The 14,036-nt window shown below is 62.2% G+C and carries 13 protein-coding genes; 4 read left to right on the plus strand and 9 right to left on the minus strand.

Annotation, left to right across the window (positions count from 1 at the left end; all coding sequences use genetic code 11):
- The first annotated feature begins 99 nt into the window (after nt 1-99).
- Together M5C96_RS19725 and M5C96_RS19730 are read left to right on the plus strand one after the other, a co-directional pair.
- Complete coding sequence (locus M5C96_RS19725) at nt 100-1,176, plus strand: glycosyltransferase family 2 protein (protein WP_272564857.1); 1,077 nt, start codon at nt 100-102, stop codon at nt 1,174-1,176.
- On the plus strand, nt 1,173-2,747 hold the full coding sequence (locus tag M5C96_RS19730) for an ArnT family glycosyltransferase (protein ID WP_272564858.1): 1,575 nt from the start codon (nt 1,173-1,175) through the stop codon (nt 2,745-2,747). The genes M5C96_RS19725 and M5C96_RS19730 overlap by 4 nt, the downstream gene beginning before the upstream one ends.
- On the opposite strand, the gene M5C96_RS19735 is transcribed toward M5C96_RS19730, so the two are convergent.
- Nucleotides 2,707-3,138 (minus strand): GtrA family protein, encoded by a 432-nt coding sequence (locus M5C96_RS19735; RefSeq protein ID WP_272564859.1) that lies wholly within the window; start codon nt 3,136-3,138, stop codon nt 2,707-2,709. The two genes, M5C96_RS19730 and M5C96_RS19735, sit on opposite strands and share 41 nt — an antisense overlap.
- A gap of 30 nt (nt 3,139-3,168) precedes the next feature.
- Here M5C96_RS19735 and M5C96_RS19740 point away from each other — a divergent pair, with 30 nt between their 5' ends.
- Nucleotides 3,169-4,017 (plus strand): ChbG/HpnK family deacetylase, encoded by an 849-nt coding sequence (locus M5C96_RS19740; protein WP_272564860.1) that lies wholly within the window; start codon nt 3,169-3,171, stop codon nt 4,015-4,017.
- A 250-nt stretch (nt 4,018-4,267) separates the two neighbouring features.
- On the opposite strand, the gene M5C96_RS19745 is transcribed toward M5C96_RS19740, so the two are convergent.
- From M5C96_RS19745 to M5C96_RS19765, 5 genes are all read right to left on the minus strand, one after another.
- Nucleotides 4,268-5,017, minus strand: coding sequence for a DUF4198 domain-containing protein (locus M5C96_RS19745; protein ID WP_272564861.1), 750 nt, complete (start codon nt 5,015-5,017; stop codon nt 4,268-4,270).
- 11 nt (nt 5,018-5,028) lie between these two features.
- On the minus strand, nt 5,029-7,464 hold the full coding sequence (locus M5C96_RS19750) for a TonB-dependent siderophore receptor (RefSeq protein WP_272564862.1): 2,436 nt from the start codon (nt 7,462-7,464) through the stop codon (nt 5,029-5,031).
- A gap of 91 nt (nt 7,465-7,555) precedes the next feature.
- Nucleotides 7,556-8,611, minus strand: a complete 1,056-nt coding sequence (locus tag M5C96_RS19755) for a FecR domain-containing protein (RefSeq protein ID WP_442867328.1) — start codon at nt 8,609-8,611, stop codon at nt 7,556-7,558.
- 16 nt (nt 8,612-8,627) lie between these two features.
- On the minus strand, nt 8,628-9,143 hold the full coding sequence (locus M5C96_RS19760; RefSeq protein WP_272564863.1) for a sigma-70 family RNA polymerase sigma factor: 516 nt from the start codon (nt 9,141-9,143) through the stop codon (nt 8,628-8,630).
- Between the two features lie 143 nt (nt 9,144-9,286).
- Nucleotides 9,287-10,375: an IS630 family transposase gene (locus tag M5C96_RS19765; protein WP_272564207.1), complete on the minus strand. Its 1,089-nt coding sequence runs from the start codon at nt 10,373-10,375 to the stop codon at nt 9,287-9,289.
- Between the two features lie 172 nt (nt 10,376-10,547).
- Between M5C96_RS19765 and M5C96_RS19770 the strand changes: the two genes are divergently transcribed.
- Entirely contained in the window at nt 10,548-11,255 is a 708-nt protein-coding gene (locus tag M5C96_RS19770) for an IS5 family transposase (protein ID WP_272563731.1), read from the plus strand.
- Nucleotides 11,256-11,273: 18 nt separating this feature from the next.
- Here M5C96_RS19770 and M5C96_RS19775 read toward each other — a convergent pair whose 3' ends face one another.
- From M5C96_RS19775 to M5C96_RS19785, 3 genes are all read right to left on the minus strand, one after another.
- Complete coding sequence (locus tag M5C96_RS19775; protein WP_272564864.1) at nt 11,274-12,062, minus strand: hypothetical protein; 789 nt, start codon at nt 12,060-12,062, stop codon at nt 11,274-11,276.
- Nucleotides 12,063-12,578: 516 nt separating this feature from the next.
- Complete coding sequence (gene hrcA / locus M5C96_RS19780; protein WP_272564865.1) at nt 12,579-13,583, minus strand: heat-inducible transcriptional repressor HrcA; 1,005 nt, start codon at nt 13,581-13,583, stop codon at nt 12,579-12,581.
- Between the two features lie 9 nt (nt 13,584-13,592).
- Nucleotides 13,593-14,003 (minus strand): recombinase family protein, encoded by a 411-nt coding sequence (locus M5C96_RS19785; RefSeq protein WP_272564866.1) that lies wholly within the window; start codon nt 14,001-14,003, stop codon nt 13,593-13,595.
- Nucleotides 14,004-14,036: the final 33 nt, after the last annotated feature.

Raw genomic sequence — 14,036 nt, forward strand, 5'->3', positions numbered from 1 at the left:
CCACGTCGTGGCCCGCAGCGGAAATGTCTCTGACACATTCACTTAAGCCCTCTTTAATGCAGCCCGCCAACACTGCTGCCATTGTCAGAAAGTGAACTCATGCACCATTCTCTCGTGTTGGATTACAGGGCTATGTCGGTGCCTGTCGGCGTACTGGATGCAGCGGAATCCCTTGAACCATCCGTTGCTGACAAGCCCATTCTGGGTACCGACGAGGCCCCCCGCTCCAAGCTGCCCAGCCTGTCATGCGTTGTCCCTTGCCACAACGAGGGGTGCAACCTGGAATTGCTGCTCCCGACACTCGTCGACATTCTCGAGATGCACACCCGTGCCTGGGAGATCATCCTGGTCGATGACGGAAGCACCGATGAAACGCTAGCCACGGCGCAGCGCTGGACCGGGGTACCGGGAGTGCGGTGCGTTCAGCTGTCACGCAACTTCGGCAAAGAAGCGGCGCTGACGGCGGGGCTGCAGGAGGCTGACGGCGAGGTCGTGGTGATGCTGGATGCGGACCTGCAGCACCCCCCGCTGCTGATCGCGGAGTTCATCCGCCATTGGCAGGCCGGCGCGGACGTGGTTTATGCGCAGCGCCACAACCGCGACGACGAGCACCTGACCAAACGCATTGGCGCGCGCTGGTTCTATGCTTTGATGAATGTGGGTGGCGGCTTCGAGATTCCCCCAGGTGCTGGCGACTTCCGGCTCATGGATCGGGCTGCGGTGGCCGCCTTGCTGGCGATGCCGGAACGCACCCGCTTCATGAAAGGTCTCTACGCCTGGGTGGGTTTCCAGGCCGTCGCCGTGCCCTATGTGCCGGCCGCGCGCGTGCATGGCAGCAGCCGGTTCAATCTGCTCAAGCTCATCGGACTCTCCATGGACGGCCTCACAGCCTTCACCAAGTGGCCGTTGCGTGCCGTCAGCATCGTCGGAACCGTCCTGGCCGTTCTGGCCTTCCTCTATGGCGTGTACCTGAGCATCGACTACCTGCTCAATGGCCACGCGGTGAGTGGCTGGACCACCATCGTCGTGAGCCTGATGCTTTTCGCCGGAATACAGATGGTTTCCCTGGGGCTGGTGGGCGAGTACGTCGGCCGTGTCTTCGAAGAGGTGAAGGCGCGCCCGCTGTTCGTGGTGCGCAGCCGTTTGGGCCGTGGTTTGAAGGCCAGCAGCAAATGAGCGACAGTATTCCCGAGAGCCGTCCCCATCCCCGCGAACTGCTGACGGCAGGCCTTGTCCTGTTCGCCCTGCTTGCGTTGACCGCATGGGCTCGGCCGCTCATGCTGCCCGACGAAGGGCGCTATGCAGGGGTGGCATGGGAGATGCTGCGCTCCGGCGATTGGGCGACGCCCACGCTGGATGGCATGCCTTTCTTCCACAAGCCGCCGCTGTTCTACTGGATCACGGCAGCGGCGATGTCGGTCTTTGGCGTGGGAGAGTGGTCGGCGCGCGCAGCCCCATTGGCGGGAGCGTGGCTCGCCGGCTTCGGCATGTTCGCCTTCGTCTGGCGCTGGGCCGGCAGGCGCCAGGCGCGGCTCGTCGCCATGGTGCTCCTGGCGCAGCCGCTGTTCTACATCGGCGGCCAGTTTGCCAACCTGGACATGTTGGTGGCCGGATGCATCACGGCCACGATCCTTCTGGCGGCTCATTCGGTGTTGTGCCGAGAGGCCGGACTGCATGGGCGCCTGGCGCTGGTTGCTGCCTATGCTTTCGCGGCCCTGGGCGTGCTGTCCAAAGGACTGATCGGCATGGTTCTCCCGGGAATGGTCATCGTGGTCTGGATGGTGCTCAGGGGGCGCATGCGAGGCTTGCTGGGCATGCTGTCGCTTCCGGGCCTGGCGGCTTTCCTGGCCATCGCCGCGCCCTGGTTCGTGGCGATGCAGATGCGATTCCCTGAGTTTTTCGACTACTTCTTCCTGGAGCAGCATTTTCGGCGGTTTACCGGCACCCAATTCAACAACGCCCAGCCATGGTGGTTTTACCCAGCGCTCTTGCTGCTGTTTCACAGCCTTTGGCTCCCCTGGATCGTCCGCACACTCATGCCCTCGCGCCTGGCCACTTTGCGGGCCGATTCAATACGGCTTTTGATGGGGGTGTGGGCGTTTTTGATCGTGGGCTTCTTCTCCCTTCCCCATTCCAAGCTCGTGGGCTACATCCTGCCGGCTCTGGCACCACTGGCGTACTTGCTGTGCGAGGCCTTCGCCAATGCGGGGCAGTCCCCCAGAAAAACAATGGTGCACTGGTGGTATGGCGCTTCGATCGTGGCCGCGCTTATGTCTTTGGGGGCCATCGCCTATCTATCGTTGAACCCGGACAATTCCAATCGCGCCCTCGCGCAGGTACTGCGCAGCGAGCATGCGGCTGGGGAGCCGGTGTTCATGCTCGAGCGCTACCACTATGACGTGGCGCTGTATGCGCGCCTGCTGCAACCGCCCGTGGTCGTCGACGCCTGGAACGACCCTGGCATCCCGCGCACGGACAACTGGCGCAAGGAGCTGGCGGATGCATCACGCTTCGCGCCGGAGGCAGCGAAGAACCTCCTGTTGCTGCCCGAACGCCTGCCCAGCGCCCTCTGCTTGGCGCCCGTCAGCTGGGTGATGGGGCCACCCGGCCGGGCCGATAGCCTGCCGTTCCTGGCCCATGCCAAGGTGGTCTACCGCGCGAAGGAGGTGGTGCTGTGGCGCGTCGAGCGCAGCCAGGCCCAGGCGGTCAATTCCCTGCGCTGCGAAGGAATGTCCAATGCCGGCTGAGCACGTAGGTGATCAAGGCCACGCCGATCAGAACAGCCGCAAGCTTCAGCGAATACCACCTCGCATTCCCTGCAAGCAGCAGTGCGTAGGCGGTCTGGTTGATGGCGAAGCCGAGACCCGAAACGAGCACGAAGCGAAGCGCGGATCGCAAGAGAGGAGCGCGGTGGCCGCGAAAGGTCAGCCGGTAGTGGCCAACAAAGGAGACGACCATGGCGACGATCCAGCCTGCCAGGTTGGACGCCAGGGGCTGCCATCCAAACGACTCCACGAGGCCAACCACCACGCTCCAGTGCAAGGCTGCAGCGCAACTGCCCACCGCAACGAAGAGCAGGACGTGATGGACCCGATGGAGGCGGGCGAGCGCACGCTTGAGCAGGCTATCGGTGGGCATCGTCCTCATCGTGCGCCCGAGCATAGCCGCGTGTGCGTCTGCGTGGATGATTTTGGACTGACGGACGGCATCGGCGATGCCGCGCTGCAACTCATCGACATGCAGCGCGTGCAGGCCATCGGGTGCATGGTCGGCGCCCCCGCATGGAGCGTCTGGAGCGGCCAGGCCCGCCGGCTCGACGCAGGGGCCGTTGACGTGGGCCTGCACCTGGACCTGACCGAGTTCACACTGCAGCCTGCGACGCGCATGGATTTGCCGCAATGGATCGTGCGCAGCTACCTCGGCCAGCTCGACACGGGTGCGGTGCGCGCGGAGATCCGGGCGCAACTCGGTGTGTTCGAAGACGCCGTGGGGCGGCCGCCGGCGTATGTCGATGGCCACCAGCATGTGCACCAGCTGCCCGGCGTGCGCCGGGAACTGGTCGACGAATTGCTCGCCCGCTATGGAGGGTGTTCAAGCCCGCGGCCGTGGCTACGGGCCACCACCGCGGCCGCGGGCTTGCATCCCGCATCCCACGGTGGCTGGCGCAGTTGGGCCAAGGCACAGGTCATTGCAGGCCTGGGCCATCGAGGCATGCGCTCACTGGCTCGCGCCCACGGTTTTTCGCAGAACGCAGGGCTTTTGGGCGTCTATGGCTTCGATGCAGATGCACTTGGCTATTTTTCACTGTTGGCCGCTGGGCTCTCGACCAGTCGCGACGCCACCCTGCTCATGTGCCATCCCAGTCGCAGCCACGATGCGTTCGACGCGATCGGAGCTGCACGTCGGATTGAATTCGAAGTGCTGCATGGGCCGCAGATGGGGCGACTCCTGGCGGAGTCCGGTGTTTGCCTGCAGCCCATGAGGCGGATACTGGCACGCGGCCGTGCGCCGGACTGACCGGCTTTCGCTACCCATGCCGGAGTCGCCACGCACAGGGCGACCTATCCCTCGTTTCCACACTTTCCATGGACGTCCCGAGCAGAATCGCACCCCACAGGCGCAGCCCTGCGGGGCCCACGGTAACCATGCCGAGGTTTCGAGCCCGTTGCCTGCAGCCTTGACGGGATACGGCGCCCTTCTTGCATGCCGTAGGGTTCAAATCAAGCCTTGTAGGCTGCCCCAAAACTGGTGCGTCTGAGGAAAAAGCTCAATCCTTGGGCTGCGGCAAGGTGAATGCCAGCGTCGCAGAGAAGCCGTCCTCGTCAGCCTCAGTGCGGTCGGTGCGTTCACGAGTATGGTTGGCCTTGATCACGTTCAAACCGCTGCTTCCCAGGCGCACTTGTACGCGTCCATTCGCGTCCGTCTTGAGTACCTTTCCATGGGTATCCCCAATATAGTCCGCCCGCACCATGGCGCCCACCAGTGGGCGTCCCTCAAACAACACTTGCACCGCGAGCCGCTCGCCCCGCTTGACGGACAGAGGATCCGCCAGCGGCACTATTTCCAGCGGCAGTCCGAATGGCTGCGCGGGCCCACCGGCTATGGGCCTCAGTACGGTGGTGGTGTACATCATGTAGTAGCCCGACTTCTTGGCCGCTGGCACCTGTGAACGTGGCCCCGACACCCATTTGCCGTCAGTTCCCCGGCTCCAATACCCGTCTTCAAAAGCCAGGGCTACGGCGGCCACATCCGGGCTCGCATCAACCAGTACGTTGCGAGACTGGGGCTTGAGCGCAACGGTCAAGGACGAGCCGTCGGCTGCCCGGCCTTGTACGCTTTTGACAGCCTGCGCCTGGTACTCGTCGTCCACAGGCCCCTCGCCGAGCACCAGGGCCCACTGACCCGTCCGCTGCGCCACCCAGACACCGTGCGCCTGAGCAGCGAGAGGTCCAAGCGCGCCCGCTGCGAGCAGCGCTAAACGTAGCAGGTAGCGCATTGCGCCAGCAGCTTTCATCATGTCGATTCTCCTCAGAAGTTGCTGGTCAGGGACAGACGCACGGTGCGCGGCTGGGCCATTCCCACCGTGCCGTACACCACCGACTCCCAATAGCGCTTGTTGGTCGCGTTCTGCACGGCCAGGCGCACGACAGAGGATTTGCCCATGATGCGGGTGCTGTAGGCAGCACCCAGGTCCCAGCGGCCGAAGCTGCCCACCATGACCGAGTTGGCACCATCCAGCGGACGGTTGCCCATGTGGTAGTAGCCTGCATTCACCGAAAGGCCGGGCACGGCCGCGACGCGGTAGTCAAGGAAGGCGCTTGCCTGGAAACGTGCCACATTGTCAGGACGCTTGCCGTCCACATTGGCATCCCCCGTCCCGTGCTGGGCGGCATCGATCCAGGCGACGCCGAGGATGCCGCTCAGTTGGCGCGTGATGCCGCCATTGGCGGCGAACTCCACACCGCGGTGGCGCTGGCGGCCCTGGGTCTTGAACAGGTTGTCGATGGCGCTTACGGCCTGCAATTGCTTATCGATATCAAAGACCGCGGCCGTCAGCATGAGGCCAGGCACCACGCTCGACTTCACACCCACCTCGTACTGGGTACTCGTGATCGGATCCAGGCGCTGATAAGGGTTGCTGGACCAGCCGGGCGCATAGGCGCCCTGCTCGAAGCCCTTGGTGTAGGTGGCGTACACGGTGGTGTGCGATGCCGGCTTGAATAGCACGCTGGCCGTGGGCACCGTGGTGGTGGTGGCATAGTGCAGACGCACACCGCTGTCGGGATAGTCGCGTGGCTTGTCGTTCACGTAGTCGATGTAGCGCGCACCCAGCAGCACGGACCAGCGGTCCGACAGCGCCACCGTGTCGCTCACGAACAGGCTGTGCTGGATCGAGTGTGCCGTGGGCAGGCCGGTATCCAGCGGCAGGCCTGGGTCGGGCACGCCGCGTGGGCGGTAGATGTTGCCGATGGCGTCGGGCAGGCGTGTGTAAGGCCCTTCGGGATAGTCCATCTTGGAGTAGCTGTATCCCGAGACCACCTCGTGCCGCAGCCCTGCGGTCTCGAAGCGGCCGGTAGCGAAGAACTGGCCCGATATCACGCGGTACTCCTCGCCCTCGTACGAAATGCCGCCGTCAAGTACGTTGCTGTTGGCCGCCACCGAATAGGCGTTGTTGAACAGCGCGTTGCGCTTGGTGGAGCCATAGCCGAACTGCCCGGTGAGTGTCCAGTCGGTGTTGAGTGCGTAGTCCAGTCGCGAGCCGACGTTCCAGCTGCGAGAGCGGTAGCGGCCCCAGGGCTGACCGATCAGCGTGCGCGGATCGATGCTGGCGGCAGGTACCAGTGATCCATCAGGCCGCGGGCCCAGGCTGGCGCTGGCCGACTGTGCCTTCTCCTGGTAGTCGAAGTCCAATTGCAGCATGGTGTCGCGGCCAAGCTTGAAATCCATGGCACCGCTGATAAATTCGCGCTGCAGATCGCCAGGGTGGGTGAAGTTGCCGACCTTTTCCTTGGCGACATTGAGGCGGTAACCCATGCTGCCGTCGCCGATGGGGCCACCGGCGTCCAGGCTGGTGTAGTAGCCCTTTTGCGTGCGCAACTCGCCGGTCACGCTGAGCAGGTGATCGCGCGTGGGCCGCTTTGTCACGTAGTTCACGAGGCCGCTGGGATCGCCCACGCCATAGAGAAAGCCCGAGACGCCCTTGAGCACGTCGATGCGCTCCTTGTTCTCCAGCGGCACATCGGCATAGACGTTGGCCAGCAAGCCGTCGCGGCGCACGTTGTTGAAGGTGTTGGCGGAAAACCCGCGCACGGCCACGCCATCGAACGAGGCTGCATAGGTCACGGCGCTGACCGACGGGTCGTTCTTGAGCACGTCGAGCGCCGTGCGCGCGCGCTGGCTTTGCACAGTGTCGGTGCTGTAGGAGCCGATGGAGAAAGGAACGTCCTGTGTATCGCGCACGCCTAGCGCACCGGCGTTGACATCGGGGGTTTCATACAGTCGAGGCGCGCTGGCCGTAACGATGACCGGTGGCAACACGGTAGCGGCCTCTGCCACCGGTGTTGCCGACTGGGGCGCTGAAGTGCTGCCGCGCCGTGTCAACACATAGCCACCGCCCTGCTCCACCGCAACCAGCCCCGTGCCCTGCAAGAGCACAGCCAGAGCCTCGGGAACCGCGTGGTTGCCGCGCACCCCAAGGGTTTGCAGGCCGGCAGTCATGTCCGTTGGAAAAGACAGCAGGATGCCTGCCTCTCGGCCAAGACGGTTGAGCGCGGCCTCCAGCGGTCCGGCGGGAATGTCGTAGGCCCTGCGTGCAGCAGGGGCCGCGGTCGCTGTCTTGTCGGCCGCCAGGGCCAGGCCTGGCAGCAATGCGGTAGCCGCAAAGGCCTGCCCAATGGCACAGACCAGCACACTGCGTGCGTACCGACGAACGGATGGCCTGCTGGCCGGGTGATATGGTCCCATGTTGTCGTCCCAAGGAATGTTGGAAAAGTGATTCGCTCACCTCCCATGTCCCGCGAGAACGCGAAAGAGACCACCTGTTCCGAAAATTACTTCAGGCGCCTGTTGAGCGAGGGATCACGCGCACCCAGTAGCGCGTGAAGTAAAGAACCCGCACGGGCAGCGTGCTTTGCAGTACTTCCAGGATCCGGTCCGTGTCGACCAACGGATAACTGCCCGAGACACGCTGCTCCGCCACCGCTGGGTCGCAGTCAATGCGACCGGGGCGGTGACGGGCCAGTTCGGTCAGGAAATCAGCAAGGCGCATCCCCCCTGCCAACAGCATGCCGTCCATCCAGGCAATGTCGGACTCCTGCGCGGCAACAGGCCGCCTGATCGAATCACGGGTCAGCCGTGTCTGCTCGCCCGCGCGCAGCGTAAGGGCTTGGCCATCGGCATCGTGCGGCTGTATTGCCACCGCACCTTCGTAGACAGCCACCCGGCTGCTGCCATCCTGCAAATGTACGGAGAACTTTGTGCCTAGCGGTCGCAACTCGCCATGCGCCGTCTCCACCACAAAGGGCAGCCCGGCGAAAGCGCCTTCGTGACCGGTGGTGACTGCAACCTCGCCGCTGACCAGGCGCAGCCGCCGTTCGGTGGAGCCCATCTGCACACTCAGGGCCGTGCCAGTGTTAAGTGCCACCATGCTGCCATCGGCCAAGCGCACTGTCCGCCGCTCGCCCACGCCGGTGCGTTCATCAGCCAGCCACTGTTGCCAGGGTGTCGCTTCGCGGTGTACCAACCAGGTACCGCTTCCTGCGAACAGCAGCACGGCCAGGGCCTTCACGCCTGTGCGACGGCGAAGAGAACGCGGAGATGCCAGCGCTGCGTGCGCAAGGACTGAGGCAGCCGAAACAGACTCCAACCGACCGTTGACGGCTTCGATATGACGCCAAGCTCGGTCATGATCAGGGTGCTGCTGCCGCCAATCATTCAGGCCTCTGCGGGTCGCATTGGTGGCGCTCCCTGACTGCAAGTCCACCAGCCATTCCACAGCTTGGCGAGCGACTTGCGGCGAAATTCCTTCGGGCCGGAATGGCAGGCGCACGGCCGCATCGACTGCCGTACTCGGCAGCTCGATATCTCGTTCCTGGTGTGCGTCCAGACCCATCGCTGGAACAGATCGCTCAGTCTGTACCCAGCGCGAAGTAGCACTGGGTTGCCGCGCGTACGAGATGGCGCTTGACGGTAGTGACAGAGATACCCAGTTCGGCCGCGATCTCGGCATGGGCCATGCCATCGAGCTGGGAGTGCAGAAAGGCTCTCTTGGCAAGGGTTGGCAAACCGTCCAGCCGGCGGTCGATTTCCACCAGGGTTTCGAGCAAGATGGCACGCTCTTCAGGGGAAGGCACCAGCGCCTGAGGAGCTTGGGCCAGCGCATCAAGGTACGCACGCTCGATCTGCTCACGCCGCCAGTGGTTGGCCAGCACCCGCTGGGCCACGGTGGTCAGAAAGGCACGCGGCTCACGCAGTGCGGCCAGTGGCTCATCGCGCGCCAGCAGACGCACAAAGGTGTCCTGTGCGAGATCGGCCGCCCGGTGCGAGCAACTGAGCTTGCGGCACAGCCACGCGTACAGCCAACCATGGTGGCCGGCGTAGAGCGCGCGCACATCCTCCAGTAGAACCGTCTGAGCGGCCGTCATGGCATTGTTCCTTTGAAGCAAAACGCCAGAAACCCCGGCGGCTAAATGCAAATGCGAAGTATTCTTATTGTAGTGCTACTCATTCAAAATGGTGTTGTGACCCCTTGGTCGTCGAACCACGATGGGTTAGCTAAAGCTGGGCGCTAGTGGTGTGAACCGGAAGTTCGTATGCAGAACTCTGCAACGGACTGAAGGATTTGATCGGCCGTCTTGGTCCAGACGAAGGGCTTGGGATTGACGTTGTTGGTAGCCACGTAGGCGCGGATGGCGTTCTCCAGGGCGCGGGTCGAGGGGAATCTCCCGCGCTTGAGCCGACGCGCCGTGAGGATCGAGAACCAGCATTCCACCAGGTTGATCCAAGAGGCCGAGGTGGGCGTAAAGTGCAGGTGCACACGCGTATGCCTGAGCAGCCAGCGCTGGATGATCGGGCTCTTGTGGGTGCTGGCATTGTCGAGCACGAGATGCAGTTCGAACTCCGCGGGCGTGGCACGTTCGACGGTCTGCAGGAAGTGACGGAACTCCACGCTGCGATGACGTCGGTGGACCTCGGCGATGACCGTGCCGGCCTTGACATCGAGGGCGGCAAAGAGGTCTGTCGTGCCGTGTCTCAGGTAGTCATGCGTGTGGCGCTCCGGCTGGCCCGGTTGCATGGGTATGGCCGGAGCGGTATCACTGTGGGCCTGGATGGAGGGCTTCTCGTCCACGCACAGCACCAGAGCGCGCTCGGGTGGATGCAAGTACAACCCCACGATGTCACGCACCTTGTCGACGAAGTACGGGTCGGTGGAGAGCTTGAAGCCTTCGGTGCGATGCGGCGCCAATGCAAAGGCACGCCAGATGCGCGAGATGGTGGTCTGGCTCAGTCCCAGATGAGCGGCGAGCGTACGGGTGGACCAATGGGTGGCATTCTCTGGCACGGTCTCCAGCGTCGTGGTGATCACGGCCTCGACCTGCTCGTCCAGGATCGTGCGCGGAGCGCCTGAGCGGGGTGCATCGTCGAGGCCGGCAATGCCATGCTGGGCAAAGCGCCGACGCCACTTCGACACCGTCATCAGGCTCAAACCCATGGCTTCGGCAATCGCCGTGTTGGTCGCTGCTGAATCGGCACAGGCCAGCACGATGCGTGCTCGCAGCGCCAAGGCCTGGGCGGTCTTGCGACGGCGTGACCAACCGAGCAACACAGCTCGGTCGGCTTCGCTCAACTCGATAGCAACGGCATGCGGTCGGGCCATGATGTGCTCCCGGGCTGCAAAAAACAGCCGCCAGAAACACATCATAGAAGTTCATGCGAATCTCTGGTGCACACCACTAGAACACTCGCTCTGCCGCAGTGAGGAATGCTTGCACATGCTTAGCGGCGGCTTTGTTGCACAAAGCGATGCAGCTCGCTGGTAGTCTGACCAGATGAGTGAAGGCAAGAAGATGCGGACCCGCTACCGCACGACAAACTGGGCACAGTACAACGCGGCATTGAAGGCCCGTGGATCGCTGACGATGTGGCTGGATAGGGGGATGCAGTGGCTGGCTGAGCCCAAAGGCAAACGCGGTCGCAACCAAACGTTCTCGGATGCCGCGATCCAGTTCTGTCTGAGCATCAAGTGCCTGTTTGGTCAGCCCCTTCGCCAAGCGCTTGGCATGGTCCAAAGCCTGCTCAAGCTGGCTGGGGTGAACTGGCCGGTCCCTGACTTCAGCACGGTCTGTCGGCGCCAAAAGGATCTGCAAGTCCAACTGAACTACCAGCCGAGGAGCTCACCGCTGCACCTGCTGGTGGACAGCACAGGCATTAAGTTCCTGGGAGAAGGTGAATGCAAGCGCAAAAGGCACGGGGCCGAATACCGGCGCGAATGGCGTAAGGTTCATTTGGGCATCGATGCTCAGACACTGGAGATCCGGGCCATCGAGGTCACCAGCAACGCCATTGGAGATGCGCCCATGCTGCCGCAGTTGCTGGCGCAAATGACCAAGATGCACTGCTTCAAGCGCTTGGGCGAGCGGGTCATGGCACGAACGTTTGAGCGTCAGGTGGTTGAGCTGCATGTCCGAGTTGCGCTGCTGAACCGGTTCAGCCAGCTTGGACGGCCTGAAACCGTCGCGGTGGCGGCTGTGGCATGAGTGCGCCTGGGGCTGGGGTCATAACGCGCTCGATTCGGTTTGTGCAACAAAGCCATCCCAAACACGAAGCCAAAACGGCGACATCGACGCAGTGCTGCGTTGGCGTATCACTTCGCTCTTGCGGGGGTCAATTCCGAGACTTGTTCGCATTCGCGTAATCGCCTGTTGAATCAGCAACATCTGATCGCTTTCAGGCAAATCCAGCCGTACACGAACATACATCTCCTGCGCCGCTTGGTAACGTCGGATAACCTTGGGCGCATTCATGCCGACGGATGATAGGTCTTCCAGGCTATCAACGACCGCCGACGCGTGAGCCTGGCTCGGTTGAAATAACAGCGTCAAGCTGAGATCATGTGCGCGCGTATCAGGGTCAGGCAGTGATGCAAGGCCCCAGGCCTTTGTGGCAAACCATGTGCCGTGTACGACCTTCCAGCATCCATCAGCTTGTCTGTCCACGTAGTCGCCCAGCAGTTCGCCGTCGAGCTGCCGCGGCTCACAATAGTGCTGATGGACGGGAAACGTTCGCCATGCCGGAATTTGGAAATCTTCATCTGTGAGTACCGGACGGCCTCCAACGAATCCGCGCTGGTCAAGTAAGCCGTAGTGGGCGAGGCGGGTTTGATAAAGCCGGTATCTCGGTGAGCGGCGAATGATCTCCCATGCCAAACGGAGGTAATCCTGACCGCTCCAAAGGGACTCAGGCTTAAGTGCGGGATATTCATTGGCGCTCTGCCAATTCGCACCCGGGCCACTCTTCCCGTCGAATTCGAGGGCATCGATAGCGGGGGTGGACGTTGCCAACATTAAAGGAGTGGTAGGCCGTGTTGGACTTGAACCAACGACCAAAGGATTCAGGTTTGCGCGAGTTTCCCCGCTCCCTGGACTATCTCACCGCCCCCAGCCGAACTGGTGGGGCGCCGGGCGCTATTGGGTGGTTATTGGACGACTTCCTCACACCCTAGTCTCTGCACCTTCCCGCCTACCGATCTTTCGACCTGTCTTCGGCGGGCTTGGCTCAAGGTTGCCACGGCCTACGCCGACAGGTTTCCTTGAATTCACCCAGTTTTTCCAACGAGGATTACTCCCCATGGTCACCATTTGATGAGTCCTCTGCTCTAACCAACTGAGCTAACGGCCCACTTCCTTTCACAACTTGCGCCACCGCGCCGGTAGCAACGCGGTAGCAAATCGCCGAACTCTATGAACGGCAATCTTGGGCGCTCACTCGGCAGCATGTGTCATTAATGCCACAGACCACTTGATTATGAGTCCTCTGCTCTAACCAACTGAGCTAACGCCCCCCGCGTCAATTGTATGTGCTTACTTGCGGTAACTCAGCGCGTTGGAAACCAGCTTGGATGTGATGTCCACGATCTGGATCATCCTGTCGTACGGCATCCGGGTTGGCCCGATGACACCCAGGGTGCCGACGACTTGACCGTCCACTTCATAGGGAGCAGTGACCACCGAAAGCTCCTTGAACGGGACAATCTGGCTCTCCCCGCCAATGAAGATGCGCACACCATCTGCACGGTTGGAAACATCGAGCAAACGTAGGATTTGCGTCTTCTGCTCGAACAGGTCGAACGCGCGGCGCAGGTTGCCCATGTCGTTGGAAAAGTCACTGACTGCCAGCAGGTTGCGCTCGCCGGAAATCACCACATTGTCCTGAGACTCCGCCATCGCTTCGGACCCGACGTTGACAGCCGCCTGCATCAGCGAGCCGATTTCTTCCCGCAGCTGATCCACCTCCGTCTTCAAGCGCTCGCGCACCTGGTCCATGTCCATTCCGGAATAGTGGCTGTTCAGGAAATTGGCCGCCTCCACGAGATGCGATTGCGAGTAGTCCACATCGGTGAAGATCACGCGGTTCTGCACGTCTCCTTCAGGGGAGACGATGATGACCAGAAGCCGCTTTTCGGACAATCTCAAGAATTCGATGTGCCTGAACACCGAGGCACGTCGGGGCGCCATGACAACGCCCACGAACTGGGACAGGCTGGACAGCAAATGCGCCGCGTTGGCAATCACCTTTTGCGGCTGCTCTGCAGCCAGTTGCGGCGAATACAGCTGTTCGCGCTGCACTGTCAACATGGTGTCAACGAACAGGCGATACCCTTTGGCCGTCGGAATTCGGCCAGCAGACGTGTGCGGGCTTGCAATCAGTCCGATCTCTTCGAGATCGGCCATCACGTTACGGATGGTGGCGGGAGAAAGGTCGAGACCGGACGCGCGCGACAGCGTACGCGAACCCACGGGTTGGCCATCGGCTATGTAGCGCTCTACGAGCGCCTTCAGCAACAACTTGGCACGGTCATCAAGCATTGAATCATTTTACTTATGTAAGGGCCAAGGACCGTTCTGGCCACGTCCTTCATATCGGTGGATGTGGTACCGCAAAGTACCGACAGGCACACCCAACATCGACGCCAGCACATCTTGCGTATACCACCCACTGCGCCACGCTTGAACAGCCTGAGCAACATCATCTCGAGATAACTTAGGCAGACGCCCCCAGGTCCTGCCAGCAGCACGCGCAGCACGCTGCCCAGCCACGCACCTTTCACGAATCAGCTCGCGCTCAAACTCAGCGAACACGGCAAGCAAATTGAGATACATACGACCCTGAGGGGTCACAGTTTCAATAGCCTCAGTGAGCGACCTAAAACCCACGCCGCGAGCCCTCAGGACGTCAAAGACATTGACGAAATGTGAAATGGATCTAGCCAACCGGCTTTGTTGCACAAATCGCGATGCTGATGCCCGTAGACTGACTGC

The organism is Acidovorax sp. GBBC 1281 (assembly GCF_028473645.1).
Taxonomy (GTDB): domain Bacteria; phylum Pseudomonadota; class Gammaproteobacteria; order Burkholderiales; family Burkholderiaceae_C; genus Paracidovorax.